Origin of the sequence: Streptomyces sp. BR123 (assembly GCF_013401435.1) — a bacterium.
In the GTDB taxonomy this organism is placed as follows: Bacteria; Actinomycetota; Actinomycetes; order Streptomycetales; family Streptomycetaceae; genus Streptomyces.
The window spans coordinates 26751-51695 of record NZ_JACBGN010000019.1 but is presented as its reverse complement, the minus strand read 5'-3'; the positions used below and the strand labels follow the sequence as shown (position 1 = coordinate 51695).

Here is a 24945-nt window from a genome sequence, read left to right as displayed (position 1 = left end):
GGCCGCGGTGGGGGCGGAAAGGCAGGAAAGGAGGACGACTGGTGCGGCGAGGGGACGCAGGCGGTGGAGCTGGGTGGTCATGGCTCTCCCGTCGGAGGCAGGTTGAGCGGTACGCGGAGGGGAAGCGGGGTGGGTGGTGTTGGTGGTCGGTGCAGGGGTGCGGTTGTTGTGTTCGGCGTGCTACGCGCGGCCTGCGGCGAGGTCCATCAGTCGGGACAGCACGCGGCCGCCGGCGGCGGTGACACCGTCGTGCTCCCATTCGTTGGTGACCCACACACGGGTGGCGCCGACTTCGCGTGCCGTGCGCAGGGAGAGCCCTGCGTCGACGTACATGTCGTCGTGGTAGACGAGCGCGGCGAGCGGGACCTGGTTCGCGGCGAGGCGGCGATGGTCGTAGAGCGGCGGCCAGTCGGGGCGTTCGGCGAGCAGTTCGGCGGCGTCGGCGAAGGGGCGCAGGCTCCTGATCTCGCGGAACATCCAGGGGTAGATCATCTCTCCGGTGAGCAGGAGGGGGTCGGCCTCCCCGTCGAACTCGGGGATGGCCGACATGGCCCTGGACGCCGCCCAGCCGGTCGGCCCGGCGCCCTGTCCGTACAGGGTCTCCTGCATGACGGCGAAGAGGGGGTTGTCGGTGAAGCCGGTCAGCGCCATCACCTGGTGCAGGAACGTGTCGGTCAGCTCCCCGTCGTCGTCGAGGGATTCGTCGAGGAGCCAGTGGATCCGCTCGAAGCCGTCGCCCATGCCGAGGACGAGGCCGAGCGTGCGCAGGCGGTGGGGGGTGAGCCGGTCTCCGTCGGGCAGGCGTACGTCGGTGGCTGCCAGGAGCCGGGCGATCCCCTGCAGCCGGGCGGCGTCGTCCGGGTAGCGGGCATAGCAGGAGAGCACGCGGTCCCGGACACGGGGGTAGGTGCGCGCGTACACGTCGTCGGCGGTGGCCGAGAGGCCGGGGAGGCCGCCGGTCACGTAGCACGCCCGCAGTCCTTCGGGAGCCCGGGACAGGTAGGTGAGGGTGATGAAGCCGCCGTAGCTCTGGCCGAGGGTCTCCCAGGGCTCGTCGCCGCACAGCTGCCGGCGGATCAGTTCGGCGTCCGCGACGATCGAGTCGGCGCGGAAGTGGGCGAGATGGGCGGCGAGCCGGGCCGGTGATGCGAAGCGGGCTGCCGTTCTGGCGGTGACGGGGGTGGAGCGGCCGGTGCCGCGTTGGTCGAGGAGGAGGACCCGGTGGGTCTTGAGCGCCTCGGGCAGCCAGCCGGGCGAACCCGCGGACGGCCGGGGCGACTTTCCGCCGGGGCCGCCCTGCAGGTAGAGCAGCCACGGCAGTTGCCGGCCCCCGTGGCCCGCCCGGCCGGCCTGATCGGTGACCTCCCGGGCGAAGATCCGGATGGTCGGGCCGTGGGGGGCCGAGTGGTCCAGGGGCACGGTGAAGACGTGGTCGACGGTCGCGTATGCGGGGTTCATGGGGCGGGCCCTTTCACGGCCGAAGGGCCGCGCAGTGACATGTGACATTACGCCGACAGAATGGCGTGCCCCTCTGCGGCCGCAGAGCCCCCACTTGCCCATAACTCCGCGCTATGGAGGGGCGACACTTGTGGAGTAGAATTTCACATTACTATGTTATCGGTCACATTCCAGCCGCTCCAGGCTGTCCGACTGTTCACGGAGTGACCACTGATGAACAAGCGCACTCTCCACGCTGTTGCCACCACCCTGGCGGCGACGGTCGCACTCGGCACGGCCGGCTGCTCCGACAGCACGCACTCCGGCAGAAGCCAGCGGGAAAAGGGCGCGCAGAACCCGGCCCTGGCCAATGAAGGGGCTACGGTCGGCGGCACCCCGCGCAGAGGCGGCACGCTGACCGTCCTGTCCAACCAGGACTTCACCCACCTCGACCCGGCCCGCAACTGGGTGATCGGCGACATGGACTTCGGCACCCGTCTGCTCTACCGCACGCTGGTGACGTACAAGGCGGAACCGGGCGCGAAGGACGGAGAGCTGGTCCCCGACCTCGCCGAGGACCTCGGTGTCTCCTCCAACGGCGCCAGGACGTGGACCTTCAGGCTCAAGAAGGGCCTCACGTACGAGGACGGCACCCCGATCACCGCCCAGGACGTCAAGTACAACGTGGAGCGGTCCTTCTCCCCCGACCTGCCCGGCGGCCCGGACTACGCGGCCCGCTACCTGGCCGGCGCCGAGGGGTACCGCGGCCCCGCCGAGGGCAGGCACCTCGACTCCGTCAAGACTCCCGACGACCACACGATCGTCTTCGAACTCCGCAAGCCCTTCGCGGAATTCCCCAACGCCACCGTCCTGCCCACCTTCGCCCCCGTGCCCAGGGCGCAGGACAGAGGCCCCCAGTACGACAACCGCCCGTTCTCCTCCGGCCCGTACAAGATCGAGTCGTACGACCGGGACAAGCAGCTCGTACTGGTCCGCAACCCCCACTGGGACCAGGCCACGGACAGCGTACGCAAGGCCTACCCGGACCGGCTCGTCGTGGTGATGGGGCTGAGGGCCAACCAGATCGACGACCGGCTCATCGCCTCGGAGGGCGTGGACGCCTCGGCGGTCTCCTGGGGCAGGCTGCGCCCGGAGAGCACCCCGAAGGTGCTCACCAAGCCCCAGGTCAAGGCGCGACTGCTCGCCGAGTCGACCAACTGCACCGAGATGGTGCAGATGCACACCGGCCGCGCGCCCTTCGACGACGTCAAGGTCCGGCAGGCCGTGCAGTACGCCCTGGACCGCGAGGCGGTGGTGACCGCCTCCGGCGGCCCGGCCCTCAACGACCCTGCCACCGCCCTCATGCCCGGCTCGCTCTTCGGCGGCAAGCAGCCCGACACGCTGGGGATCCCGGCCACCGGCGACCCGGAGAAGGCCAAGCAGCTCCTGAAGGAGGCCGGCAAGCCGGACGGATTCACCACCACCATCACCGTCTCCAACGGCGACAAGGGGGTGGCCGAGGCGATCCAGCACTCACTGGGCCGGGCCGGGATCAAGGTCGTCATCGAGGCGGTCGACCCGGCGGCCTTCTACGACACCATCGGCGACACCAAGGAGCGCAGCGCCCTGGTCTACACCGGCTGGTGCCCGGACTACCCCTCCGGCTCCACCTTCCTGCCCTTCGTCTTCGACGGCCGCTACATCAAGGAGAAGGGGAACTCCGGCAATCACTCGCTCTTCCGCGACGAGGCGACGATGAAAAGGATGGACGAGATCGCCGCCATGACCGACACGGGGGAGGCCGACAAGGCATGGCAGCAGCTGGACGGAGAGATCCTCGCCAAGGCCCCGGCGGCGCCCGCCGTCATCGAACGCCTGCCCCTGCTGCTCGGCACCAACATCGCCGGAGCCTTCGGCCACACGTCCTTCGGCGGCCAGCTCGACTACGCCACCATCGGCCTCAAGGACCCTGCGCAGGGGAGGAACTGAGATCCCGCCACAGGGCTCCGGCAGGCCCGCGGCTCGGTTCACGAAGCCGCGGGCACTGCGCCGCGCCGCGCAGCGCCTGCCGCGTTCGCGCTCATGCGCTCCTACGGCTTGGTGATGCGTACGGTCTCGCCGTAGCCCTCGTAGCCGTCGGCGCCGAGCACGTCGATCCGTACCCCAAGGCCGCCGCGTCGGTGAACGACTCGCCGACCCTGAACGGCGCGACCCCATGCCCGGACTCGACGACGTACGCGGTCGTGGCGCCCGGTGCGGATCACGGCCCTCGCTGAATAGCATGTGACATTTCACATAAAGTGATGAGTGCACGCTCCTGTCCGACAGCTGTCGTCGCTCCATAACATGCGCGGCATGGAACTGGAGGTACGGCACCTGCGCGTGCTGTGCGCGATCGCCGAGGCCGGGAGCCTCACCCGGGCCGCCGCCGCGCTGTCCATGACCCAGCCGGGCCTCAGCACACAGTTGCGCCGCATCGAGAACATGCTGGGCGGTGTCCTCTTCGACCGGCAGCGGGCCGGAGCCACGCCCACCGCCTTCGGTGAGCTGGTGCTGGCCCGGGCACACGCCGTCCTGCCGGGCATCGACGCGCTCCTTGCCGACACCGCCCGCGCGGCCCGCCATCTGGCGTCCCCGGACCGGGTCCGCGTCGGATCGGTCGGTGCTCCCCTGCTCGGCCACCTCCTCCTGGCCGTGCGGAAGTTCCTCCCCGGGGCCGAGGTGACATCACGCTGCCACTACTCCCCCGTCACGCTCCTGGACGACCTCGCCGCCGGCCGGCTGGAAGCGGCCGTCCTCGGCGACCACCCCGAGCAGCGCCTTCCTCCGCGCGACGGGGTGATCCTCATCCCCCTCGTCACCGAACCCGTCTTCGCCCTGCTGCCCTCGGCCCACCCGCTGGCCGGCCGCGAGGCCGTCTGCCTGACCGAACTCGCCGACCACGACTGGGCGATGCCCCGGCCCGACGGCGACCGCACCCGCGAGTACTGGTCCTCCGTGTGCGCGCTGACCGGCCGCCGCCCCTCCGCCCCGCACGAGGCCGAGGGGCGCCAGCTGATCGAACTGGTCCGTGCGGGCCTGGCCGTCAGCCTCTGCCAGGCCACGTTCTCGCAGACCCCCGGCGTCGCCGTCCGACCTCTCGCGGGAAACCCGCTCTGGTACCGCCACGTGCTGGCCTGGCACCGGGACGGCCCGCTCGCCGACCGCGGCGAGGAGATCCTGCGCGCGGTGGCGGCAGGCTACCTGGACGCCTGTGCCGCCAGCCCGGTCTACGCGGAGTGGCGCCGGCGCCACCCTGACGCGGCCCGGCTCCCGCCCGGGGCCCCCGACGACCGTCGGACCGGCCGAGGCCGCCCTGGGTGGTGTGCGGGCCGGTAGCCGGCGACGGTCGCCGTCGCAGGGCGCGCATCACGACGTGCAGCCGATGCGGCTGAGGGGCCTGGATGCCGAGGCACTTCACAGCGCGGCAGCCGGCCGCCCTGGGAACTGTCGTCGCGTACGAGCCTGCTGCGCACTTGGATTCCGCCTACTTGGATTCGACTCGTCCCACCGGGTCGGGGCCGGTCGTCAGTGCCTCGCACGCGGCCTGCCACGTGGTGGCGCCGGGGTGGAGCCGGGTGCGGAGGTAGGCCGCGGCGAGCCGGGCGAGGGCGGTGACCCGCCCGGGGTTCTCGTCCGTGGTTTCGGCGGCGTCGTATCCGGCGATACCGCCGAGTCCGTGCTCCGCGTCGAACAGGGTGAGCAGGGTCTTGGGTCCGGGGGCGAGGGTGTAGGGATCGGCGTGCCATCCCGGTCCCATGTCCGTGAAGTGCCGGGAGTCGTCCTTGTCGCCGGCGACGACCAGCGCGGGTGTGGTCATGGTGGAGAAGTCGACGGCGCCGATGATCGGCCACTGCCCGGCCATGGGCCCGTTGAGGGCGTCGCCGCCCCTACCGGGCGCGGCGAGCAGTACGCCGGCTTTGATCCGGGGCTCCGCGAGGTGCACCACCTTCCCCGTATCGGGGTCGGTGAGCCCGGCGCCCAGCAGGAGGGCGGCGGTGAAGCCGCCGAGCGAGTGTCCGACGAGGGCGACCTTGGTGTGGTCGATCCGGCCCGCGAGCTGCGGCACGGTGCTCTCGATCACGTCGAGTCGGTCGAGGACGTGGGTCATGTCCTCAGCGCGCGAGCGCCAGAAATCGGGCGCGCCGGGCGCGTCGGCGACCAGGTGGCTCAGTGTCCTGGAGGTGAGGTGGGTGGGCTGGACGACGACGAATCCATGGGCGGCCCAGAAGTTGGCGAGCGGCGCGTAGCCGTTGAGCGAGGAGAGGTGGTTCGAGGGGCCGTGGCCGTGGGAGAGGAGGATGACGGGGAGGCTGGTTCCGGTCGCGGGTGCCGAAACGCGCACCTGGAGGTCCACGGGACGTGTGGGCACGGAGAGGACTACGGGGCTGAAGGACAGGACCGGGGCGGGCGTGGCCCAGGGGTCGGCGCTGGTGGCGGTGGACGTGCTCACGGTATGGGTTCCCCTTCGGTGGCGTCCGCCGCCCGCCGGTCTCCTGCGACCGGTGGGCGGGCAAGACGGTCGGAAGCGTCCTGCTTCGGCTAAGCTGAAACGGAACGCTGCTCCATTTAATATCCGGAGCGGCGCTCCGTTTTGTCAAGCAGTGTCGAAGGAGAAGGAGAAGGAGAACGTGATGGCCACCGAGGGCCCCGCAGGGCAGTCGCCGTCCCGAAGCAAGCGGGCCGACGCCCAGCGCAACCGGCAGACCGTACTCACCGCCGCCGCCGAGGTCTTCGTCACCTCCGGCGTCGACGCGCCCATCCGCCAGATCGCGACCCGGGCGGGCGTCGGGATGGCCACGATCTACCGCCACTTCCCGACCCGGGCTGATTTGGTCACAGCCGTCTACCACCACCAGATCGAGGCGTGCGCGCAGGCCGGCCCGAACCTGCTGGCCAGTGCCGACTCCCCACTCGACGCACTGCGCCAGTGGATCGACCTCTTCGTCGACTTCCTCGTCACCAAGCATGGACTCGCCGACGCCCTGCAGTCCGACAACGAACGCTTCGCCGCGCTGCACGCCTACTTCCTCGACCGGCTGCTGCCCGTCTGCGCCCAACTGCTCGACGCCGCGGTCGAGGTCGGCGACATCAGGCCCGGCACGCAGCCGTACGAGCTGATGCGCGGCATCGGCAACCTCTGCATCGGACGCGACAACGACCCCCGCTACGACCCACGACGCTTGATCGCCCTCCTCCTCCAGGGACTCCGGCGACCTCCCACGTCCTGACGCCGTGCCCGTCGACAGGCCGGCGCTCCCGATTCCCCGCCCTCCGGACTCAGGACGGGGTCGACCGGACCATCGGCCACGCACGCCGGGGGAACCGTCCGACCTGCATCATCGTCGGTTACGGATGTGACTGAAGCGATGCCCACGCTGCCTGCCGACCACCTCGAGCTGGTCTCCGACCTGTCGGGGATCGTCAGCGACCACCCCTACGCAGATCCCGAATCGACCCTCGCCGTCCTCGCCGACGACGCGGCGGAGGCACACGGCCGCGAGGCCACCCCGGAGGGCCGCCGGGAGCGGACCGGGTACACGATCCTCCTGCACGCCACCTGCTGGTACGTCTCCGCCCGCATCTTCAGCAAGTCCCTGTTCGCGTCGTACGTACGGGCCCTGGACGGGTTCCGCGCGCAGTTGGACCGGGCCTCCTGCGCCTGCCCGGCCGGCGCCCACCCCGCGGACCTGGACTCGGAGTACGCGGTCGAGGCCGGGGTGAGCATGCTGACCGAGGCGGGACGGGCCGTCTTCGCCGACGACTACGGCCTTGATGAGGAGGAGCTGGCCGCCTTCGATTGTGAAGGGTTCCTCGCGGAACTCGTCGATGAGGCCCTGGGCCGCTTGCACGAGGCGCACGAGGAGGTCTTCGGCGGCATCGACGTCTCCCATCTGGACGCGCAGTTCGTCCGGGGCGACGGCCGCGTCGACGTCGTCGCCGTGCAGGAGGCGATCAGACGCAGCGGGGAGGGCAACACCGGCCCGGTCGCTCTGTGGTCCGCCCGCCGCTGGCTCACCGGGCAGCTGCGGGACGAGGAGCGGATCGGCGTGTTCCTGTGCCTGTGGATGGGCATTGCCCAGACGTACGAGGGTCTGCCGCCCTCGTACGCGCGCGACCTGGCCGCTGCGCTCGCCACCATCGACCTGGACGTCTCCTGCGAGCATCCGCAGCACCCCTGGTCCACCGCCGATTCCACCGTGCAGTCCCGGTACCGCGCGGTGGTCCACCTGTACGCGCCGGACGACCACCCCGACACCCCCGTGCCCGCCGAGTTCTCGGCCCGCGAGCTGTGGGAGTGCCCGGTGCAGTACGCCCAGTTGGCGCAGAAGGCGTTGGCAGACCTTGAGGCATGGCGGACCATGCGCGGCGGCCACGACGCGGACTGGGAGGACTGAGCGGTACGGGGCCGCTTCGGCGCTCGTCCTGCTCCCTGACGAGCAGCGGCCAGGCCGGGAGCCCGGGTTGCCGTCCTGCGGGTGCGGGCCGGCGCCCCGCAGCGGGATCTCGTGCCGGAGTGGGAGCTGCGGCACGACTGCGGAGACCCTGCGTACACGAGGGTGGCGACGGCAGGGGCGTGGACGGATTCGGGGAGGGCTGCGGCACCTACCGTGCCGCAGCCCTCCCGTGCTGATGATCCGTTAAGTTCCGCCAAATTCAGGCGGTCACATGGAGCGCGCGGTACAGCGCGTAGAGGATGGCCGGCAACGCTCCGACCAGCCCCGAGACGGCCAGGATGACCGTGGGAAGCCGACGGGTGCTGCGCAGCGATCTGACCACATAGCCGACCAGCGCGAAGTAGGCCAGCGTGATGATCACGCCGGCCAGCAGCCCCACCGACGAAGTCGTGAAGTGCATGACAGTGCGCCCTCTCCTAACGTCCGATTGCCCAGTCCGGGTGTGCATCGGCACGCGGCACGAGAGACGCGTCGACGGAACCCTTGGCTAGAGGGTCCTCGGCACCTTCAGCGGCGTGACGACGCTTCGACGGTAGCCCAAAGCAGGCTCGCTGCAATAGAGTTGGGGAAATTTGAATACGCCAAGGACCCCGGGAAGCCATCCCGGGGTACCTTTACGGACGCACAGCAAACCGGACTGGGCAGTCTGGTCCAGACGTCAGTGGATCCATCCTGACTTCCGGAGATATACGAACGCTGTACGTCCTGCATACGTCGAGGAGGTCGTACCGGGGGGTGCGAGACGAAGTGACAGCAGGGGCAGACGGAACAAGGACGAGGTTCACGGTGCTCGGCCCTGTCCGTGCCTGGCGCGGCAGCGAGGCGCTGCCGTCCGGCACCCCGCAGCAGCGCGCCCTGCTCGCCGCCCTCCTGCTGCGCGGCGGCCGGACCGCCACCGCGCCGGAACTGCTCGACGCCATGTGGGGCGAGAACCCTCCGCCGCAAGCCCTGGCCGTGCTGCGTACGTACGCCTCCCGGCTCCGCAAGGTCCTCGACCCCGGGCTGCTCGTCTCCGAATCCGGCGGCTACGCCATCCGCCTGCCCCGCGCCGAGTCCCTCGACCTCGGTATCGCCGAGGGCCTCGCCGACGAAGCGGAACGGGCCCGCACCGCCGGGGACCGGGCCCTGGCCCGCGCCCTGCTGAACCGCGCCCTGGAACAATGGGACGGCGAGCCACTGGCCGGAGTCCCCGGCCCCTTCGCGGAAAGCCAGCGGATCCGCCTTGCGGAATGGCGGCTCCAGCTGCTGGAGGCCCGCCTCGACCTCGACCTGGAGGTCGGCCACCACGCCGAGGCCGTCGCCGAGCTGACCGCCCTGACCGCCGCCCACCCGCTGCGCGAACGGCTGCGCGAGCTCCTCATGCTCGCCCTGTACCGCAGCGGCAGGCAGGCCGAGGCGCTTGCCGTGTACGCGGACACCCGCCGGCTCCTCGCCGACGAGCTCGGCGTCGACCCCCGCCCGGAACTCTCCGCGCTCCAGCAGCGCATCCTGCGAGCCGACGCCGAACTTGCCGGCGGCGATGCCCCGGCCCCTGCCCCACCGTCCATTCAGGTACGGCCCGCCCAGCTCCCGGCACCCGTGCCCCACTTCACGGGTGCCACGCATCGCATCCGGGAACTGAGCGAGATCCTCGCCGGCGCGGAGGGCCAGGTCATGGCCGTCTCCGCGGTCGCGGGCATGGGCGGGGTCGGCAAGACCACCCTGGCCGTGCACGTGGCGCACGCCGCCCGCCCGCACTTCCCCGACGGCCAGCTCTACGCCGACCTCGGGGGCACCGGGCCTCGCCCCGCCGAGCCTGCTGCGGTCCTCGGCGCCTTCCTGCGCGCCCTGGGTACCCCTGATGCCGTCATTCCTGACCCGGTTGACGAGCGGGCCGCACTCTACCGGTCCACCCTCGACGGCCGCCGCGTCCTGGTCCTCCTCGACAACGCCCGCGACGCCGCTCAGATCCGCCCGCTGCTGCCGGGCGCTCCGGGCTGCGCCGCCCTGATCACCAGCCGGGTCCGCATGGCAGGCCTCACCGAGGCGCACCTCGTCGACCTCGACGTGATGAGCCCCGAGGAAGCCCTCCAGCTGTTCAGCCGGATCGCCGGCGCCGAACGGGTCGGCGCCGAACGGCAGGCCGCCGACGATGTCGTCGCTGCCTGCGGTTTTCTACCGCTCGCGATCTGCATCGCCGCGTCCCGGCTCGCCGCCCGCCGCACCTGGACGGTGTCGGTCCTCGCCGCGAAGCTCGCCGACGAACGCCGCCGCCTCGACGAGCTCCAGGCCGGCGACCTCGCCGTCAAGGCCACCTTCGAGCTGGGCTACGGCCAGCTGGAGCCCGCCCAGCAGCGCGCGTTCCGCCTCCTCGGCCTCGCCGACGGCCCCGACATCTCCCTGGCCGCCGCAGCCGCCGTACTCGACCGGCCCGAGCACGACGCCGAGGAAATACTGGAAAGCCTGGTTGACTTCTCCCTGCTGGAGTCCGCCGCGCCCGGCCGCTACCGCTTCCACGACCTCGTACGCCTCTACGCGCGCGCCTGCGTCGAGCGCGACGAGTTCCCGGCCGAGCGGGACGCCGCCCTCGACAGGCTCCTGGACTTCTACCTCGCCACCGCCTCCGGGGTCTACGCCCTGGAGCGCCCCGGCGACCGGGTCGTCGATCACCTGGCCCACGCCCGCCACCCGGGGCTGTCCTTCCCGAACGAGAGCTCTGCCCAGGACTGGCTGTACGGCGAGGCAGATCTCCTCCTCGCCTGCATCCGTCAGAACACCGTGCGCACCCTCGATGCACTTCGCCGTGCAGTGGACCTGCTGTGGGCGTCGAAGGACCTCGCAGAGTCCGGGGCCAAGGTCCGCCAGTACGAATCCGCTGCGCTGGCCCTGCGCGACGCGGCGCGGGCGGCGAAGGACCCGTACGCCGAGGGCCGCGCCCGCACCACCCTCGCCGGCGTCCACTTGATCGCGGGCCGCTTCGCCGAGGCCGACGACGAGGCCCGCCGGGCCCTGGTCCTGGCCCGCGACTCCGGCGATCCCCTGCCCCACTGCTGGGCCTCCAACGACCGCGGCATCATCGCCCTGTACGAAGGTCGGCTGCAGGACGCGGAACGCCACCTGCTCGAAGCCAGGGACAACTTCCGTCAGGACGGCGACCGCGTTGGCGAGGCCAGCGCCTTGTGCAACCTCTCCCGCGTGCACGTGAATCTGGGCCGCCTGGACAGCGCGATCGAACTCGCCGAGCAGGCCATCGCCGTCTACGACCGGATGGGCCTCACCCTGCGCCTGGCCAACGGCCGGTACGCGCTCGGCATCGCCCTCACCCGGGCGGGCCGCCTCGCCGAGGCCCTGGACCATCTCGACCGGGCGCTGTCCCTCTTCCACGACAACCGCCAGCGCCTCTGGGAGGGCGTCACCCACTTCCGCCTCGCCGAGGCCCACCTCGCCGCCCGCCGTCCCGCCCGAGCCGCTGCCCACGCCGAACAGGCGCTCGCCCTGCGCGGCCTCGGCGGTGACTGGCGCCGGGCCACGGTCCTCGTGGTCCTCGGAGAGGCCCTCAGCGAGATGGGCCAAACGGTCAGGGCGACCGCGTGCTGGCGGGAAGCGCTCGACATCTTCGAGAGCCTCGGAGTCCCCGAAGCGGAGCCCGTGCGGCAACTCCTCAACCCGGAGGTCCCCTTCACCGTCTGACCGATGCTGACCGGCCCCGAACGAGTAGGACAGCCGGACGCTCTGAGTACGCGTACTCTGACGCGGCCGCCCGGGCGGGATCACCATGGCGGTCACACGCGGGCTGACCGCCCGCCCCGGGCACCACCACCAGGAGAACCCCTTGCGTTCCGGAAAGCTGCGCACGATCGTCGGCATCACCTTCGGAAACTGGCTCTCGCGGGCCTACCTCGGCCTCGCCGGCTTCCTGCTGCTGATCGGCGCCGGCGACGACGGCAGCCAGACTGCCGGGCTGTGGGCCCTGCTGCTCGCCGTGCCCACGGGGGCCGCCCTCATCGCGATGGTCAACGCCGCCGGGGAATGGGCGCCGGAATCGGATGCGGTCGTGTGGTTCATCCTGCTGTTCTCCTACCTCTTCCAGGCGTTCCTGTTGGGCCTCGCCGCCCGGGCGGTCCGACAGGCCGCCGAGCGGTTCGGGCGGCGACCCGCCACGGCGCCGCAGTGGGAGAACCTTCCGGAAGAGACGTCCGGGAAGTCCGTCGAGAGCTGATCCTCCCGTCGCGCCGACCCGGTCATCGGTGGCGCGCGAGGAGAAGACGCCCAGGAGAACGGAGGACGCCCGCCCGCAGACGGTGGCGGTCGTCACGGCAGTCGCGGCACCCGGACCGTACCGCTGGCGCGCTGCCGACCAGGAAGGCGGACAGCGATACCGCCTGGCCCGGCCCCGGAGTCCTAGAAGACTGATGAAAATGTTGGGTTCTGGCCCCGCCGTGTCAGCGGCGGGGCCAGACTCGTTTTCGTGGTTCAAGGGGAGTGGGTCGGGGAGACGGTCGGGCCGGATGTCTGGGCCAGGTGACCTTCTTCTCGGCGCGGGCATTGATGCGGTGCACGGTGGAATTCAGCAGCTCCACCAGGGTGTCGGTGATCTCCCGCTCGCGGCGGAAGACCAGCGCGGCGAGCAGCACGTGCCGCACCTCAGGGCTGAAGCGCCGAAGGTGGCTGGGCGAGGACGCCGCCGCGCGGGCTCGCCAGGCGTCGATGACCTGCGGCCCGATCCGGGCGAAGGCGTCGGCTGGCACCGCCAGGGCGCGGACCTGCTTGAGCTTGGCGATCTCCTCCAGCAGCGAGTTCAGGCTGACGTTGCCCGGGTGGGCTTTGATCTGCGACAAGACGGCCTCGACGGCTTCACTCTCGTCGCCGGGCTCGGTGTCGTCCTGGTCGTCGTCGACGTCTGTGAACACCAGCGCGTCCAGCCGTCGCGTGCACCCGTCGGCCCGCGCCAGCCGGGCGGCGACCTCTTCGATCGCGCGTTCCTCGGCCTGGTGGAGCGCGGAGCGGACGATGGTGGTGACCCGGTCGGCCGTGGGCGGCTCGATCAGGTTGGTGCGCATCTGCCCCAGCAGCTCGGCGCGGATCGGCTCCTCGCGCCGCTCGTCGTGCCAGATCTCATCGACCAGCCAGGAGGTGAGCTTCACCAGGTCGGTACGGGTGCACTCGTGCCAGCCGGTCAGCTCCCGCAGCTCAGTTCGGTGCCGCTGGGCGGTCCGGGAGGTGAAGTCGTACGCGGCCAGCTCACCGGCGTCGACGCCGAGCTGGCGGGCAACATGCTCCACCGCGTCGCGCGGCAGCTCCAGCCGCATCTTCGGGAACCGCCCGCGCCAGAGCAGGAACTTCAGCTGCACCGCGAAACCGAGCCGGGTGGCGCCGGTCTTGTTCCGCAGCCACCCGGTCTCCTCGCTGTTGAGCGTGAAGTGGTCGACAACCTCGTCCAGGCCCAGATCACGCGCCATCCGGGTGCCCACCCCTTTACAGTCAGCCCATCATCGGCCACACCCCTGTGCCACTCGTTCGGCTCAACGAGTCGTTGGCGTCGGAGCAACGGCCGGGCCGTAGCCCGGGGGAGCCGTCACGAAGGTCCGGGCTTGCAACGGCTCACACAGTGAGGGCGGATAGATGCTGGCCGCCGTGCCCGGCCAGCTGCTTGATCGTCCGCAGCGGCTCCGATGCAGGGGACAGTTCGGCGCCCGGCCAGGTGGTCCTGGTCGGGCGCCGCCTGGTTGTCGTTCCGGTCTGGGTCAGCGCCGGAAGCCGCGGACTCCGCGGGGGCTGCCGACCCCGGTGGGGGCGTCGTAGCCGAGGCCGGCGGAGAAGGCGCCGGCGGTGCCCACGTTGATGTCCCAGAAGAACCGGCGGTTGGCGTAGGGGTAGGAGTTGGGGCGGTCGTTTGGTCCAGGGTTGCCGGCCTGGGCGTAGATGCCGGCGATCAGGGGGGAGGCGACGCTGGTGCCGCCGGCGATCAGCCAGCCCGTTTGGTTGTCGGGTGTGGGGGTCGTGGTGTAGATGGAGATGCCGGTGGTCGGGTCGGCGAGCGCGGAGACGTCCACGCTGGTGCGAGTGGTGGGGCAGATCGTGTCGGCCTGCCAGACCGGCTTGGGCTGGAACTGGGTGCAGCCGGAGCCGGAGCCGGACCAGGCGGTTTCGTAATAGGGGCGGGGACGGGTGCGCTGCGGGCCCGGTACCGGGTTCGCAACCTCGTTGATGCGGGTGCCGCCGGCGGCGGTGACGAACTTGGACAGGGCGGGCCAGTCGGGGACACCACCGGTGTTGCCGGAGGACGCGACGAAAGCGACGCCGGGGAAGTCAAAGTAGGTCGGATCGATGACCGGCTGGACGGGGTTCTCCCCGTCGCCCCAGCTCATGGAGATGAACTTCGCCGGCGGGAAGACGCCCGGCACGCCCGTGCGGGCCACGGTCACCGCGTTGAGCAGATCGCCGATGACGTCGCTGGCGGCTTCTACGAGCACGATGCGGCAGCGGGGGCAGGACGCGCTGACCGCCTCGATGTCGATGGCGCTCTCCAGCGCCCAGCCGGCATCGACGGGCGGCTGGACGCCGGTCGCGTAGACCTGGTCGAAGCAGCCGTTGGCGGTGGTGCACGGCGGCAGGCCGTACGTGCGGCGGTATTCGGCGAGGTCGGCCTCGGCGGTGGGGTAGTGGAAGGCGCTGACGATCGCCACCGTGCGGCCCCCACCACCGAAGGGCAGCTGGTAGATACGGCGGATGTGGGGAGGCCCGTACCCGGCTGGCAGGGACCCCGGGGTCAGGCTCCTCACCGCCGGGAGGTCGGTGCGGACCAGGGACTGACAGGTGGCTCGGCCCGGCTTAGGCGTACACACCGGCTTCGACGTCGCCGGTCTTTCTGGCGGTCTTGCTGCCGGCACGGTGACCACCACCGGGGCCGGTCGGCCCCCGGGCTCCGTTGCCTGGGCGTCTACGGCGCCAGGGACCAGGGCAAGGGTCGCCACGAGGGGCACGGCCCCCAGGAGCAACCGCAGGATCTGCACGGGCCGCATGGCCCTCCTTCGGATCGGATTCGGCAGGTGAACCCGACCGGGGCACGGGCAGCGCCTTCGGTCTGTCTGAGCGCCCCCGGGGGCCCGGCAGATTCGCCCCACATCATCGGCCGCACCCTGACGGCGGAACCGGTGACGGCACCGGGAAGGCGCCCCGATGCAGTAGCGGACTCGCCTCTACGGCCCAATTCGGACCAGAGCCGAAAGCCACGACCTCCGGGTGACGTGCCCGCCGCAACCGCAGCCCCGAAACCGTTCGTCGGCAGGGTGACTTGCCCTGCCGCGCGGCAGGCGGCACCCGTGTTAAGGGAGTCACGCTTCGTGTTCGCAGAAATGGTTAGTTCTGCGAAACCGCGAGCCCCGCCGGAACGTGTCCGGTTTGCCCCCAACCGCCGTTCTCAGAACCTCTCGCAAAACGGCACTCACACAAAGACTCTCGCGATAGGTTCTGCGACATGTCAGAGCTTGCCGAACCGGCCGCCGCCGTCGAACAGTTCGACTGCCCCACCTGCTCCGCCCCCGCCGGAAGCACCTGCCGCACCCGCGGCGGCAAAGTCGCCCCGAAGTACCACACCCCGCGCTTCATGCTCGTCCCCCAGCTCCGCGCCGAACTCGAAGTCCGCACCCCCGCCGACCGCGGCCCCAGCCGCGCCTGGGAGATGGGCCCCGCGATCGACGCCGCAGCGCCGGAGGCCGCGACGAAGCCGACCCGCGTCGGGTACGCGCGCTGCTCGACCGCGCAGCAGGAGCTCCAGAGCCAGCTCGACGCGCTCGACGAGGCCGGGTGCGATCCGGTCTTCTCGGAGAAGATCAGCACCCGCATCAAAGTCCGGCCGGAGTTCACCAAAGCCATGGACTTCGCCCGCACCATCAAGAAGGCCGTCCCCCACCAGCGGGTCATCTTTACCGTCCACGAGATGAAGCGCCTGGGCCGTGGCGCCGCCGAACTCCTCACCATCGCCGAGGACCTGCGTCACCACGACATCGAGCTCGAACTCCTCACCGGCCCGCTCAAGGGCGTCTACGATCCCTCCGGGCACGGCGCCGCCCTGTTCGCCTTCTTCGCCGGCATGGCGGAGTCCGAGCGCGAGTACATCCGGGAGAAGTCCCAGCCAGCCGTCTCATACGCCGTCACGCACCAAGTCTTTTTGGGTGCAAATGCTCCTCGGCGTAGCAGCAGCCCTCGTGGCGGCACTCGCGAGTCTCATTCCCCTCGGTATCGAAGAAGGGATCCGGACCCCTTCCCCTCAGCCCACAGTCACGGCACCGAGCTCTGTGGCGCCAAGCCCCGCGCCCACCAGCAGTGTTCCCATGGCCATTCCGGGTGGACAGGTAACACTCCACGTAGCGGTGACGCAGCCTAAACAAAGATTCGAGACCGCCCGCAGCTGGCTGCAGACAGTGGCACCCATCATGGCAGCCCTCATCACTTTTCAACTTGGCAAGCTGGCCGAGCGAAAGAAGGCTGCTGAAGATCAGCCGAATCAAGCATCTGCCTGACCATGGATAACGTCCTCCATGTAGGGCGCCAGGTTCAAACCTGCCTGGGCTTGGCGATGGCCAGCGCGATCCACTGCCGCAGAGCCTCGGCTCCAGCCTGGTCACGGGTGGCGTGTACGGGCAGGTTGGCGGGGCGGATGGTGCCTGCGGCCCAGCCGGATCGGAGTCCGGCCTTGTAGGCGGGCTCGACGTGGCCGAAGACGGTGCCGCGTTCGGTGACGACCTCGTAGTGGCGGGTCTCGCGGTCCCGGAGAACGAGGTGTGCGTCGGCGATGAATTCGCGGGCCGTCTTCTGGGACATCGGCCGCTTCGGCTCGGCGGATTCGGTCATCGGGCGCTCTCCTGGGTTGCGGCGCCGGTTCGGGCGGGCCGGGCGTCGCGGAGGTTGGCGTGGCCGGCGGCCTCGCGCAGGGCTGCGGCGCGGGCCCGGGAGCGGGCGGCTTCCAGGGGGTAGTTGATCTTGGGGTGGAGGGAGAGGCCCCCGTGTTCGCTCTCGTAGACCATGCGCTCCTGGAGCTCGGCGTGGTAGTCCCAGAGGTCGGCCTCCGCGTAGGGGTCGGGCACCAGCCGGTCGATCCGCATGCGGTGGGCGGCGCGACCGACGAGCAGTGCCATCTCGCTGGTCGAGTACCGGGGCAGGCTGCCGCTGACCGGGTGTTCCTGGTCGGCCCAGCCGTCGTGCCGGCGCAGCCATCGGTCCAGCCCGGCGGCCGTCTTCTCGGCGCTGCCGTTCGCGGGCACTGCGGCGCCCGGTGCGTAGCGGGCTCCGTAGGGGATGCGCCTGTCGTCGGCGGTGCCGTCCGGGTGCCGCCGCTCGGGCTTGTCGAACGGCTCGTCCCACTCGTTGACGTACTCGGCGAACTTGGCGTGGGCGGACTGCTTGGTGATGCCCAGGGCGTCGCCGATGTCCTCCCAGCTGGTGCCGCGCTCGCGCTCGTAGACGACGGCGCAGCGCTGGGTGTGTTCGGCGAGCCGGATCAGTTCGGTGGCCTGGCGCACGAAGTCGCCCGGCGCGACCGTGGCGGAGGAGTCGTCCTGGGTTCCGATGCGGCTGAGTGCGGTCTCGGCGGTATCGCGGTGCGCCTTGGAGAGCATGAGGCGCGCCAGGGCGGCCAGGGTGTACGGGTGCGTCGGTTCGGGAGTCGTGTCGGCCTGGGGGCTCGTCTCGGTCATGCCCGTCACCCTAGGACTGACGCCCACACGCTGTCAGTCTGAAGCTGACAATTGATATATGTCAGACCACAACTGCCCAGTCTTGATTGTCCATCAGAGCTGACATAGCAGCTCTGTCAGTCAAAGCCAGACAGGCCGCGCACGTCAGGCGGAGGATGACGTTCGGGGCTCCGCCATGAACCCACAGGATAATTACGGTTATGCTGTGGGTATGCTGACATCGGATCAGGATGTCCTGGAATCAGGTGAATCACCCGACATGCCGGGCTCGAAGGTTGCCCGCTCACCCCGGGCGACGCTCGCGACTTTCCGGCACGACCCGCGCGACCTCTGGCCCGAGCACGTGAGGAAGCTGTACGACCACCTGCTCGCTCTATACGGAGAGGAGGACATGCTGCCGACGCTCGCCGCATCCTGGATCGCCCATCAGCGGTCGGTGAACACGCAGAAGTCCTACGCCCGTGGCTTCCACGCGTTCGAGGAGTTCGCCCGGGACCACGGCACACACCCCATGGCCGTGAAGTTCGGCCTCGCCGACACCTTCCGCATGTACCTGGAGACCACCCCGACGTGGGTGCCGGTCAAGGGGGGCCGGCGGGGCGAGATGGCCCGCACCGGCAAGCCGTACTCAGACGCTTCGCGGAAGAACGCTCTGTCGGCAGCCTCCAGCTTCTTCGTCTACCTGGACAAGGTCAGCGACGACGGGGTGAAGAACCCCTTCGACGCGGTCCAGCGGCCGTACGTCGATCCGGACTACTCGTCCACGCCCGGCTACACCGAAGCGGAGTGGGCCCGGTTCCTGGCCGTCGCCCGCGACGAGCATCGCGTCGCGGCATACCGCAAGCGTGCGTACGCTCTGCTCCTCGTGCTCTACACCTGCTGCCTGCGCATCGACTCCCTGCTCAACGCCCGCGTCGAAGACCTCGGCTACGACAGGGGACACCGCGTCCTGCTCCTGGAGAAGATGAAAGGCGGAGGGCGGAAGAAGAAGCCCATTCCGCCCGTGGCCTGGGATGCACTCCAGGAGTACCTCGACGGCCGGACCGACGGATGGCTTTTCTGCACGGCTACCGGCGGCCAGCTCGATGAACCGGCGGTGTGGCGACTCCTCCAGTCCCTGGCCAGGCGCGCCGGGCTCCCGCTGCGCGGTCCGCACGGCACCAAGGTCGACGCCATCACGCACGCGCTCTCGAGGCCCGATGCCCGTCCGGACAAGATCCAACGCTGGGCCGACCACAAGGACTCCCGCACAACCCAGCGCTACAACCAGCGCAAGGAACTCCTCGACGACAGCCCCGGGTACGGCTTGGGCGCCGACGTCGCCGGCACCCTGGATCACGGCACGACCTAAGGCTGGACGAGAAGAGCGTGCAGGGGTCGTCTTGGGCTCTGCGGACTTCCGTTCCTGGCGAGCCAGGCGTGTCCATCCACGAAGACCGAGACATGGTCATAGCGACCGGTCTGCGAAGATCAACATTCCACCACAAGGTGGCCGCATCGCGGCCATGGAAGGAGCACTCGATGACAGCATCGCTGCGCGCATACCTGAACAGCTACGCGGCCGGGGAGGTCAGCCGGGAAGAGATGATCAGCACGGTCGCGGCCTGGCCGTTCGAGGAGCGCGACTTCGACCCCGCCCACACCCTGCCCGACCACCAGGACAACACCACTGACGTTGTGGCACAAGCGATGCTCCTCGACAAGATCACCGACGAGGACTATGAGGAGATCTTCCGCCGCCGGCAGTCCCTCTGACTGAACGGACAAGGGAGAGACCACAACGTGGACGTGCTACGCGCGGAGTACCGCGCCCTCTACCGGCACTTGCAGGACCGCTTCACCACGGGGGACCTGGCGACCGGGCCGGCCGACACCTACGGCCAGCACTACCGCAACAGAACCTGGACGGTGGAGCGGCGGCGGCTGCACAAGGAGATTCTGGACGAGGCAATGGCCGCCTGCTCCGGCCTTCCGCGCGACGGCAAGGCTGTACTGCTCACGGCGGGGCCGCCCGGCGCCGGCAAGGGACAGTCCCAGCGGCTGCTGCGGGACCGTCAGGGCGACGACACCAAGCTCGGCCAGGCCCTGGCCCAAGCACATGGAATGGACCTCGACCAGTACGTGGTACTGGACCCCGACGAGTTCAAGGAGAAGATCTTCCGCCACGGCGGCGCACCCGCCCTGCCGTCGCACGCATATGCGCTGCCTGGCGGGCTGCGACTGGCTCCGGCCGAACTCGCACCGCTCGTGCACCGCGAGAGCGCCCACCTCCAGGACACCTTCGAGGATTGGGCCCGTGAGCAGGGCTTCAACCTGCTCTACGACGGCGTCATGAAGAACTTCGACAAGACGAAGTCTCTGCTCGGCGACCTGAACCGGCAGGGGTACAGCGAGAGGGTCGTGCTCAGCATCGAGGTGCCGATGCAGACCTCGCTCGAACAGAACGCGCTGCGCTGGCAAGAAGGCCGCATCGCGTTCGATCAGGGCACCGAAGACTACGGCGGCCGGATGGCGCCCGAACCACTCATCCGCGCCCTGTACGCGCAAGGCGAGGCGGCCTCGTTCTCCGTGGCTCGGGCCAACGCCGAGCGGCTCTACACCGAAGGCGCGCTCACCGGACTGATCAAACTCGACCGCGGCGACTGGGCCCAAGAGCCCGCGCCCGGCCCACACGCTCCCGTGATGCAGCACCGGAGCACCGAGGCGGGCATGCGCGTGAGCACCGCGGCCGCGCGGGCGAGGTCGGTCACCGCCAAGCCGCCTACCGGCCGCTCCATCACGGGGACCACTCAGCAGGTCGGCCGTCCGGCCGCCCCGGTACAACAGCAGGGCCACCAGCCCGACCGTCGCGGTCGCGGACGGTGAGGTAGCGATTCCTCCCCGTCCGCGCCCATGCCCCCAGCGGACAGCCCGCCGCCGATCCCGCCGGTCACCTGGGACGCGCTCCAGTACTACATCAACGGACGCACCGAGGGGTGGCTGTTTTGCACGGCCGCCGGGCGCGCGGATGGCCCAACTGGCGTTGTCGGGGCGCCGGTCCACTCGTTTCGTGCAAAATTCTGGCCAGATTCTCTACCTGGTCTAGATGAGCCGGGGCGCGCTCCGGCATGCTCCTCCCATGCAGAACCGAAGTAAGAATCGGGCAAGAATTCACCGGAGGCCTTCGTGAAGATCACCATTGAAGGCGCCTCCCCCGAGTTCGAGCGGAAACTGCTCGAACTGCTCGCTGAGCACCGCGAGGAGCTCGCGGTGGCGGTCGACACCTCGTGGAATGTCGAACGCGCCGTGCAGTACCTCGCGTCGCTCCCGGGCAACGCCCTCACCTTCGCCCGCCTCGTCGTGGAGGCCGACGGCGACAAGGACGCGGAGGAACTGCGCGCGCACTTCGGCGGCGACCTGCGCGGCCCGACCATCGCCCTGTCCCGCGCCATCACCCGAGGAGAGCGCCGGAAGTGGTGGCCCGCGGGCATCGAGACCGCGGTCTACGCCCACTACGACCCCAACAACCCGAGCTGGCAGAGGGCCATCGCCTACCGGATGACCGCCGAGAACGTGGCCGTCTTCCGCGAGGCCTTCGACTGCATCTTCAACCCGAAGTAGAGGAGAACCGCTTATGTCACACCCGCAGTTACTCACCCCTGAGCGTCACCTCGTCGCCGCGAAGCGAGGGCTCGGCCTGCCGGTCATCGTCGCCATCTGCGGCTCCACCCGCTTCATGGAGGCGATGACCGAGGCGGACCTCCAGGAGACCGCCGCCGGCCGGATCGTCGTCCGCCCGGGCTGCGACATGAAGCAGCCGCACACGCTGTGGGGCGACCCGGCGAACGCTGAGGACTTGAAGTACCGTCTCGACGAGCTGCACCGGGCGAAGATCCGCCTCGCCGACGAGGTGCTGATCGTCGGCGACTACATCGGGGACTCCACCCGCTCTGAGATCGACTACGCCCGGGCCCTTGGCAAGCCGATCCGCTTCACGCATCCCGAGATCGACCCGTACGGCACCGCGCTGCCGCCGGTCGCCTGCCGGATCCGCGTGGTCGGCTCCAACGGCGACTTCGCCGTGGTCGGCGTCGAGCCGGTGCCGGGCCTGCGCGTCTTCGAGCTGCCGGAAGACCTCCGCGAGGAGGGAGACGGCGCCGCCAACCCGTGGCGGCTGACCCACCACTCCGGCCTGGGGCTCGCCGCCTTCCCCTCCCGGGAAGACGCGCTCCGCGGCGCCCGTGAGGTGGCCGACCTGACCGACTGGACCCGCACGCCCCAGGAACTCCGCGCCGACGCGGACCTCGACCTGGACCTGGACGAGTACATCGACCGCATCCTGCACCGCACGAACGGCCTGCTCATGCCCCGGGACGGCAAGGGCGCGGCGCTGTGAGCCTCGACGACCCGGTGCTGGCCGCGGAGAACCTGTGGCGTCGGCTGGTCGAGCACCAGCCTGCGGTCGCGGCCGCCCTCGCCTTGCAGGTTCGGGAGCTGCCCCAGGACTGGCCGCAGCGCGAGCTCGGCGTCTTCCGCCCCGAGGCCGCGTTCCGCCTGGAACCGTCCGAGCAGCACGAGCGGGTGGAGATCGAGCCGTACGACACCGACTGGGAGAGCTGCGGGGCCTGCTCCGAGGCCTCAGACCCCTGCCGGTACCACAACGGCTTCGAGACCGGCTACAAGGCGCTGCATCAGCCGCTCCTCGACGCCATGGCGGTGGATCAGACGGTCACCGTGGCCGCCGTGCTCCAGCGGCTGGCCGACGACGACACGGACGACGGCCAGCCGGTCGCGCCCGAGAACACCGACACCGAGAAGGTGCAGGGATGACGACCACCACGCGCTTCCTGACCATTCCGGCCCTCGACCTCGTCCCCGGCACACTGCTGGTCGCGGTCGGCCCGGGGGCCTCGGGCAAGTCGACGTACGCCCAGACCGCGGCGGTCGACGCCGTGGTCTGCCTCGACTCCCTGCGGCGCGAGATCGGCGGCGACGCGGGCGACCAGCCCCTCACCCCGGCCGCCGTGGAGCGGCAGAACGCCCTCCGGACGATCGTGGAGTCGACCGCGACCACCCAGTCGAGGTCGCCCTCCGCATCGGCCTGGGCAAGCAGGGCGGGGAAGACCTTCGCCCACGTGCCGTCGGCCGCCCACTTCCGCAGCCGGTTGTGGGCGCCCTTCCATGACCCGAAGTGCTCCGGGAGGTCCATCCACGGGGTGCCGGTGCGGTACTTGAACGCGATCGCGTCGATCACCTGCCGGTGATCCCGCCACCGCCCACCCCGCCGAGGAGTCCGGTCCGGTAACAATGGCTCAATGCGGGCCCACTGGGCGTCAGTCAACGACACACCGGACCAACGATCAGATGATCTAAAGGGAGCGCTTAGAAGGGCGGCCAGTCGGAACCCGGAGGCGGGGCGGGAGAGACCCGGTTGCCGTTCCGCATATGCAGAGGCCAGCGCTCGTCGATGACCGCAACGGCCTCCTTGCACGCCTCGCAAGCACTCGGCCACTCAGACATCCACAGGTACGCTGAGGCGGTGAGGCCCTCATGGGCCAGTCCGCACAGCGTTGCACCGAATCCGTCAGCGGAGTACGCGTACGCCACGTCGTACACGTGGGTGACGCCCTCCGGAAGTTGCTGGGATTCCGCCCGCTCCCACGGTATGTAGCCGTACTGCGGCCGCGAGACCTCGCGCGGGTCGTATCCGAATTCGGTCCACGCATAGCACCAGGGGCAGAACCAGCGTTCCTTCACCGCCACGTCCCGCATCGACGGTTCACCCACCGGCATTCGTCGCATCTCATGGCCACAGACATCACAGGTCACACCACATTCTGCCTGGCCGTTGGCGACCACAGGCATCTGTCGTCCCATGCAGTGCCGGTGGATACGGGCTAGCCGACAAGATCCAAAGGAGACGGCCTAGCGGGTGCGCGGCTGGTTGAAGCGGAGCATGTTGCCGGCGGGCTCCGCCTACTCTGATGTAGTACTCCGCTTCTATGCTCCTGCGATGACGTCTTACGAAGGCACGCATCCCACCGTTCTCGTCCGGGTCGGGGACCTCCATGCCCAGATCGACGAGCAGCTCGCACCAGCTATCCAGGCGATCTGGGAGTGTGGCATCGACACGTTCACCTGCTGCCAGGACTTGGCCGACCACCCGGCCATTTCGGTCAGCGCCGCGGCGGCGGCGAACACCTGAGGGCCGCTGCTGGTGTCCACGAGTCGCGGCGCCACACGGTCCGAGAGGTGCCGCACCACCGCCCCATAGAGGCGGCCTCCGCCGGTCTGCCGGTCGGCGCTGCGGAAGTGGTCCATCGCCGTGAGATCATCGCCGTCCGGCGGCGGACGGTCGGCGCGCTGGTGTTCCGGCACCGCAGCTGCCGGCTCCCAGGAACGTCGAGCCAGCCCCAGCAGGTGGCCGGGGATGTGGAAGGCGTCGGCGATCTGCTCGAACACGACCAGCTTCTCCACCCGGCTCTTGCCGGTCATGTAGTCGTACAGCCGCCCTTGGGTGATGCCGACGTCGCCGGCGATCTGGCGAGTAGAGACGCCCCGGTTGTTGAGCAGTCGGAAAACGGTGCCCATGTCGCGTTCTGCGCAGGCACGGAGCAGCCGGTCGTCACTGAGCAGCCCGGCCATGACCGCGCGCGGGTCTGGCTGTTGGTGCATATGCGACTCCCTCGAGTAGCGGTGAGTCGATGCTAGGCCCATTCGGCACGGGGTGACTCCGTCTTGGAGTCACCCCGTGGAGTCTCCTCCTGCTCAGTCTCTGGGTTGACTGGAGATCAGCCGCTCAGGGCGGCCGTCCCGCCCGCAGGTTTCCCCCCGAGGCCGGCGGGCGGGACCACACTCCCCGACTCCCACGCGAGCACGAGGCCCCAAGATGACCAGCAGTAGGCTGCACCCGCACGGCCAGCCCAGCCCCGAACTCATCGACCGGGCCGAGTACGGCCTGAAAACATTCCTCGCCCGCTGGGAGGACTCGCCAAGGGATTCCCGGGGCAGCACCGGTGGCGATGTGTCCACCGAAACGGAGGAGTGACCGCCATGGCCCGCGGCGGGCGCGCCCGCTTCAAGGTCGGCGACACCGTGACCGGCTGGTCCTATGTGGAACCCGAGGATCGCCGCCGAGAGACGCCCGAGGAGATCGCCGGCCGCGTCGTGCAGGTCGGCTCCGGCTGGAAGGGCGTGGAGGCCGACCAGGCCTACCTGTGGATCCGACTCCCCTCAGGCCGCGAAGCCAGGGCCCTGATACGAGATGTCGTGAAGGTGACCGAGCACCCGCCGCGCGGTTAGGCAGCCGTGATCCTCTCGGGCCCGCGCTGGTGATCGACCTTACCCGTCTGCCGGTG

23 protein-coding genes and 2 pseudogenes are annotated in these 24945 nt (G+C 70.1%); 15 read left to right on the top strand and 10 right to left on the bottom strand.

The features are described 5' to 3' along the window. Positions 1 to 180: 180 nt before the first annotated feature. Positions 181 to 1458, bottom strand: a complete 1278-nt coding sequence (locus tag HYE82_RS05465) for an alpha/beta fold hydrolase (RefSeq protein ID WP_179172766.1) — start codon at positions 1456 to 1458, stop codon at positions 181 to 183. 213 nt (positions 1459 to 1671) lie between these two features. On the opposite strand from HYE82_RS05465, the gene HYE82_RS05460 reads away from it, so the two are divergent. Together HYE82_RS05460 and HYE82_RS05455 are read left to right on the top strand one after the other, a co-directional pair. Further along, complete coding sequence (locus tag HYE82_RS05460) at positions 1672 to 3426, top strand: ABC transporter substrate-binding protein (protein ID WP_179172765.1); 1755 nt, start codon at positions 1672 to 1674, stop codon at positions 3424 to 3426. 366 nt (positions 3427 to 3792) lie between these two features. Continuing rightward, positions 3793 to 4815 carry a LysR family transcriptional regulator gene (locus HYE82_RS05455; protein ID WP_179172764.1) on the top strand — a complete coding sequence of 341 codons (1023 nt, stop codon included), beginning with the start codon at positions 3793 to 3795 and terminating at the stop codon, positions 4813 to 4815. Positions 4816 to 4963: 148 nt separating this feature from the next. On the opposite strand, the gene HYE82_RS05450 is transcribed toward HYE82_RS05455, so the two are convergent. Then, positions 4964 to 5929, bottom strand: coding sequence for an alpha/beta fold hydrolase (locus tag HYE82_RS05450; protein ID WP_179172763.1), 966 nt, complete (start codon positions 5927 to 5929; stop codon positions 4964 to 4966). A 181-nt stretch (positions 5930 to 6110) separates the two neighbouring features. Here HYE82_RS05450 and HYE82_RS05445 point away from each other — a divergent pair, with 181 nt between their 5' ends. Further along, entirely contained in the window at positions 6111 to 6707 is a 597-nt protein-coding gene (locus tag HYE82_RS05445; protein WP_179172775.1) for a TetR/AcrR family transcriptional regulator, read from the top strand. 138 nt (positions 6708 to 6845) lie between these two features. Beyond that, the gene (locus HYE82_RS05440) at positions 6846 to 7874 is read left to right on the top strand and encodes a hypothetical protein (protein WP_179172762.1); all 1029 of its coding nucleotides are present in this window, start codon (positions 6846 to 6848) and stop codon (positions 7872 to 7874) included. A 259-nt stretch (positions 7875 to 8133) separates the two neighbouring features. Here the strand turns inward: HYE82_RS05440 and HYE82_RS05435 are convergent, their stop codons facing one another. Then, entirely contained in the window at positions 8134 to 8334 is a 201-nt protein-coding gene (locus HYE82_RS05435) for a hypothetical protein (protein ID WP_179172761.1), read from the bottom strand. Positions 8335 to 8669: 335 nt separating this feature from the next. Here HYE82_RS05435 and HYE82_RS05430 point away from each other — a divergent pair, with 335 nt between their 5' ends. Both HYE82_RS05430 and HYE82_RS05425 read left to right on the top strand, forming a co-directional pair. Further along, positions 8670 to 11603, top strand: coding sequence for a BTAD domain-containing putative transcriptional regulator (locus HYE82_RS05430; protein ID WP_309144204.1), 2934 nt, complete (start codon positions 8670 to 8672; stop codon positions 11601 to 11603). A gap of 85 nt (positions 11604 to 11688) precedes the next feature. After that, complete coding sequence (locus tag HYE82_RS05425) at positions 11689 to 12132, top strand: SCO4225 family membrane protein (protein WP_179172760.1); 444 nt, start codon at positions 11689 to 11691, stop codon at positions 12130 to 12132. Positions 12133 to 12355: 223 nt separating this feature from the next. On the opposite strand, the gene HYE82_RS05420 is transcribed toward HYE82_RS05425, so the two are convergent. Together HYE82_RS05420 and HYE82_RS05415 are read right to left on the bottom strand one after the other, a co-directional pair. Beyond that, the gene (locus tag HYE82_RS05420) at positions 12356 to 13372 is read right to left on the bottom strand and encodes a DUF4158 domain-containing protein (protein WP_179172759.1); all 1017 of its coding nucleotides are present in this window, start codon (positions 13370 to 13372) and stop codon (positions 12356 to 12358) included. A 285-nt stretch (positions 13373 to 13657) separates the two neighbouring features. Beyond that, complete coding sequence (locus tag HYE82_RS05415; RefSeq protein ID WP_309144203.1) at positions 13658 to 14695, bottom strand: S8 family serine peptidase; 1038 nt, start codon at positions 14693 to 14695, stop codon at positions 13658 to 13660. A gap of 695 nt (positions 14696 to 15390) precedes the next feature. Between HYE82_RS05415 and HYE82_RS05410 the strand changes: the two genes are divergently transcribed. Next, complete coding sequence (locus tag HYE82_RS05410; RefSeq protein ID WP_256986937.1) at positions 15391 to 16299, top strand: recombinase family protein; 909 nt, start codon at positions 15391 to 15393, stop codon at positions 16297 to 16299. A gap of 170 nt (positions 16300 to 16469) precedes the next feature. Here HYE82_RS05410 and HYE82_RS05405 read toward each other — a convergent pair whose 3' ends face one another. Both HYE82_RS05405 and HYE82_RS05400 read right to left on the bottom strand, forming a co-directional pair. Further along, the gene (locus HYE82_RS05405) at positions 16470 to 16766 is read right to left on the bottom strand and encodes a hypothetical protein (RefSeq protein WP_179172758.1); all 297 of its coding nucleotides are present in this window, start codon (positions 16764 to 16766) and stop codon (positions 16470 to 16472) included. Further along, entirely contained in the window at positions 16763 to 17608 is an 846-nt protein-coding gene (locus HYE82_RS05400; RefSeq protein ID WP_179172757.1) for a hypothetical protein, read from the bottom strand. Before HYE82_RS05400 ends, HYE82_RS05405 begins: the two co-directional genes overlap by 4 nt. A 211-nt stretch (positions 17609 to 17819) precedes the next feature. Here HYE82_RS05400 and HYE82_RS05395 point away from each other — a divergent pair, with 211 nt between their 5' ends. The 6 genes and pseudogenes from HYE82_RS05395 (at position 17820) to HYE82_RS05370 (ending at position 22417) form a co-directional block, all read left to right on the top strand. Continuing rightward, positions 17820 to 18959 carry a tyrosine-type recombinase/integrase gene (locus HYE82_RS05395; protein WP_256986936.1) on the top strand — a complete coding sequence of 380 codons (1140 nt, stop codon included), beginning with the start codon at positions 17820 to 17822 and terminating at the stop codon, positions 18957 to 18959. Between the two features lie 170 nt (positions 18960 to 19129). Then, on the top strand, positions 19130 to 19363 hold the full coding sequence (locus HYE82_RS05390) for a hypothetical protein (protein WP_179172756.1): 234 nt from the start codon (positions 19130 to 19132) through the stop codon (positions 19361 to 19363). A gap of 27 nt (positions 19364 to 19390) precedes the next feature. Then, the gene (locus HYE82_RS05385; protein ID WP_179172755.1) at positions 19391 to 20473 is read left to right on the top strand and encodes a zeta toxin family protein; all 1083 of its coding nucleotides are present in this window, start codon (positions 19391 to 19393) and stop codon (positions 20471 to 20473) included. 300 nt (positions 20474 to 20773) lie between these two features. After that, entirely contained in the window at positions 20774 to 21208 is a 435-nt protein-coding gene (locus tag HYE82_RS05380) for a hypothetical protein (RefSeq protein ID WP_179172754.1), read from the top strand. A 13-nt stretch (positions 21209 to 21221) separates the two neighbouring features. Then, positions 21222 to 21602 (top strand): annotated as a pseudogene (locus HYE82_RS05375) (hypothetical protein); the annotation flags it as partial. A gap of 377 nt (positions 21603 to 21979) precedes the next feature. Then, entirely contained in the window at positions 21980 to 22417 is a 438-nt protein-coding gene (locus HYE82_RS05370; protein ID WP_179172753.1) for a hypothetical protein, read from the top strand. A 220-nt stretch (positions 22418 to 22637) separates the two neighbouring features. Here HYE82_RS05370 and HYE82_RS37725 read toward each other — a convergent pair. The 3 genes and pseudogenes from HYE82_RS37725 to HYE82_RS05355 all read right to left on the bottom strand — a co-directional run. Further along, positions 22638 to 22934 (bottom strand): annotated as a pseudogene (locus tag HYE82_RS37725) (transposase); the annotation flags it as partial. 35 nt (positions 22935 to 22969) lie between these two features. Then, entirely contained in the window at positions 22970 to 23380 is a 411-nt protein-coding gene (locus HYE82_RS05360) for a hypothetical protein (protein ID WP_179172751.1), read from the bottom strand. Between the two features lie 228 nt (positions 23381 to 23608). Then, a complete protein-coding gene (locus HYE82_RS05355) occupies positions 23609 to 24262 on the bottom strand; it encodes a helix-turn-helix transcriptional regulator (protein ID WP_256986935.1) in 654 nt (217 codons plus the stop codon). 214 nt (positions 24263 to 24476) lie between these two features. On the opposite strand from HYE82_RS05355, the gene HYE82_RS05350 reads away from it, so the two are divergent. Both HYE82_RS05350 and HYE82_RS05345 read left to right on the top strand, forming a co-directional pair. Beyond that, positions 24477 to 24635, top strand: a complete 159-nt coding sequence (locus HYE82_RS05350) for a hypothetical protein (RefSeq protein WP_179172750.1) — start codon at positions 24477 to 24479, stop codon at positions 24633 to 24635. Beyond that, positions 24632 to 24889 carry a hypothetical protein gene (locus HYE82_RS05345; protein ID WP_179172749.1) on the top strand — a complete coding sequence of 86 codons (258 nt, stop codon included), beginning with the start codon at positions 24632 to 24634 and terminating at the stop codon, positions 24887 to 24889. Before HYE82_RS05350 ends, HYE82_RS05345 begins: the two co-directional genes overlap by 4 nt. The last annotated feature ends 56 nt before the right edge of the window (positions 24890 to 24945 follow it).

Bases quoted from the DNA above. Each gene is read 5' to 3' on its own strand.
- HYE82_RS05420 (WP_179172759.1), bottom strand. From the start codon at position 13,372: ATGGCGCGTGATCTGGGCCTGGACGAGGTTGTCGACCACTTCACGCTC.
- HYE82_RS05390 (WP_179172756.1), top strand. From the start codon at position 19,130: ATGACAGCATCGCTGCGCGCATACCTGAACAGCTACGCGGCCGGGGAG.
- HYE82_RS05355 (WP_256986935.1), bottom strand. From the start codon at position 24,262: ATGCACCAACAGCCAGACCCGCGCGCGGTCATGGCCGGGCTGCTCAGT.
- HYE82_RS05465 (WP_179172766.1), bottom strand. From the start codon at position 1,458: ATGAACCCCGCATACGCGACCGTCGACCACGTCTTCACCGTGCCCCTG.
- HYE82_RS05410 (WP_256986937.1), top strand. From the start codon at position 15,391: ATGTCAGAGCTTGCCGAACCGGCCGCCGCCGTCGAACAGTTCGACTGC.
- HYE82_RS05425 (WP_179172760.1), top strand. From the start codon at position 11,689: ATGGCGGTCACACGCGGGCTGACCGCCCGCCCCGGGCACCACCACCAG.
- HYE82_RS05350 (WP_179172750.1), top strand. From the start codon at position 24,477: ATGACCAGCAGTAGGCTGCACCCGCACGGCCAGCCCAGCCCCGAACTC.
- HYE82_RS05360 (WP_179172751.1), bottom strand. From the start codon at position 23,380: ATGCCGGTGGGTGAACCGTCGATGCGGGACGTGGCGGTGAAGGAACGC.
- HYE82_RS05405 (WP_179172758.1), bottom strand. From the start codon at position 16,766: ATGACCGAATCCGCCGAGCCGAAGCGGCCGATGTCCCAGAAGACGGCC.
- HYE82_RS05400 (WP_179172757.1), bottom strand. From the start codon at position 17,608: ATGACCGAGACGAGCCCCCAGGCCGACACGACTCCCGAACCGACGCAC.
- HYE82_RS05395 (WP_256986936.1), top strand. From the start codon at position 17,820: ATGCTGACATCGGATCAGGATGTCCTGGAATCAGGTGAATCACCCGAC.
- HYE82_RS05460 (WP_179172765.1), top strand. From the start codon at position 1,672: ATGAACAAGCGCACTCTCCACGCTGTTGCCACCACCCTGGCGGCGACG.
- HYE82_RS05445 (WP_179172775.1), top strand. From the start codon at position 6,111: ATGGCCACCGAGGGCCCCGCAGGGCAGTCGCCGTCCCGAAGCAAGCGG.
- HYE82_RS05440 (WP_179172762.1), top strand. From the start codon at position 6,846: ATGCCCACGCTGCCTGCCGACCACCTCGAGCTGGTCTCCGACCTGTCG.
- HYE82_RS05435 (WP_179172761.1), bottom strand. From the start codon at position 8,334: ATGCACTTCACGACTTCGTCGGTGGGGCTGCTGGCCGGCGTGATCATC.
- HYE82_RS05455 (WP_179172764.1), top strand. From the start codon at position 3,793: ATGGAACTGGAGGTACGGCACCTGCGCGTGCTGTGCGCGATCGCCGAG.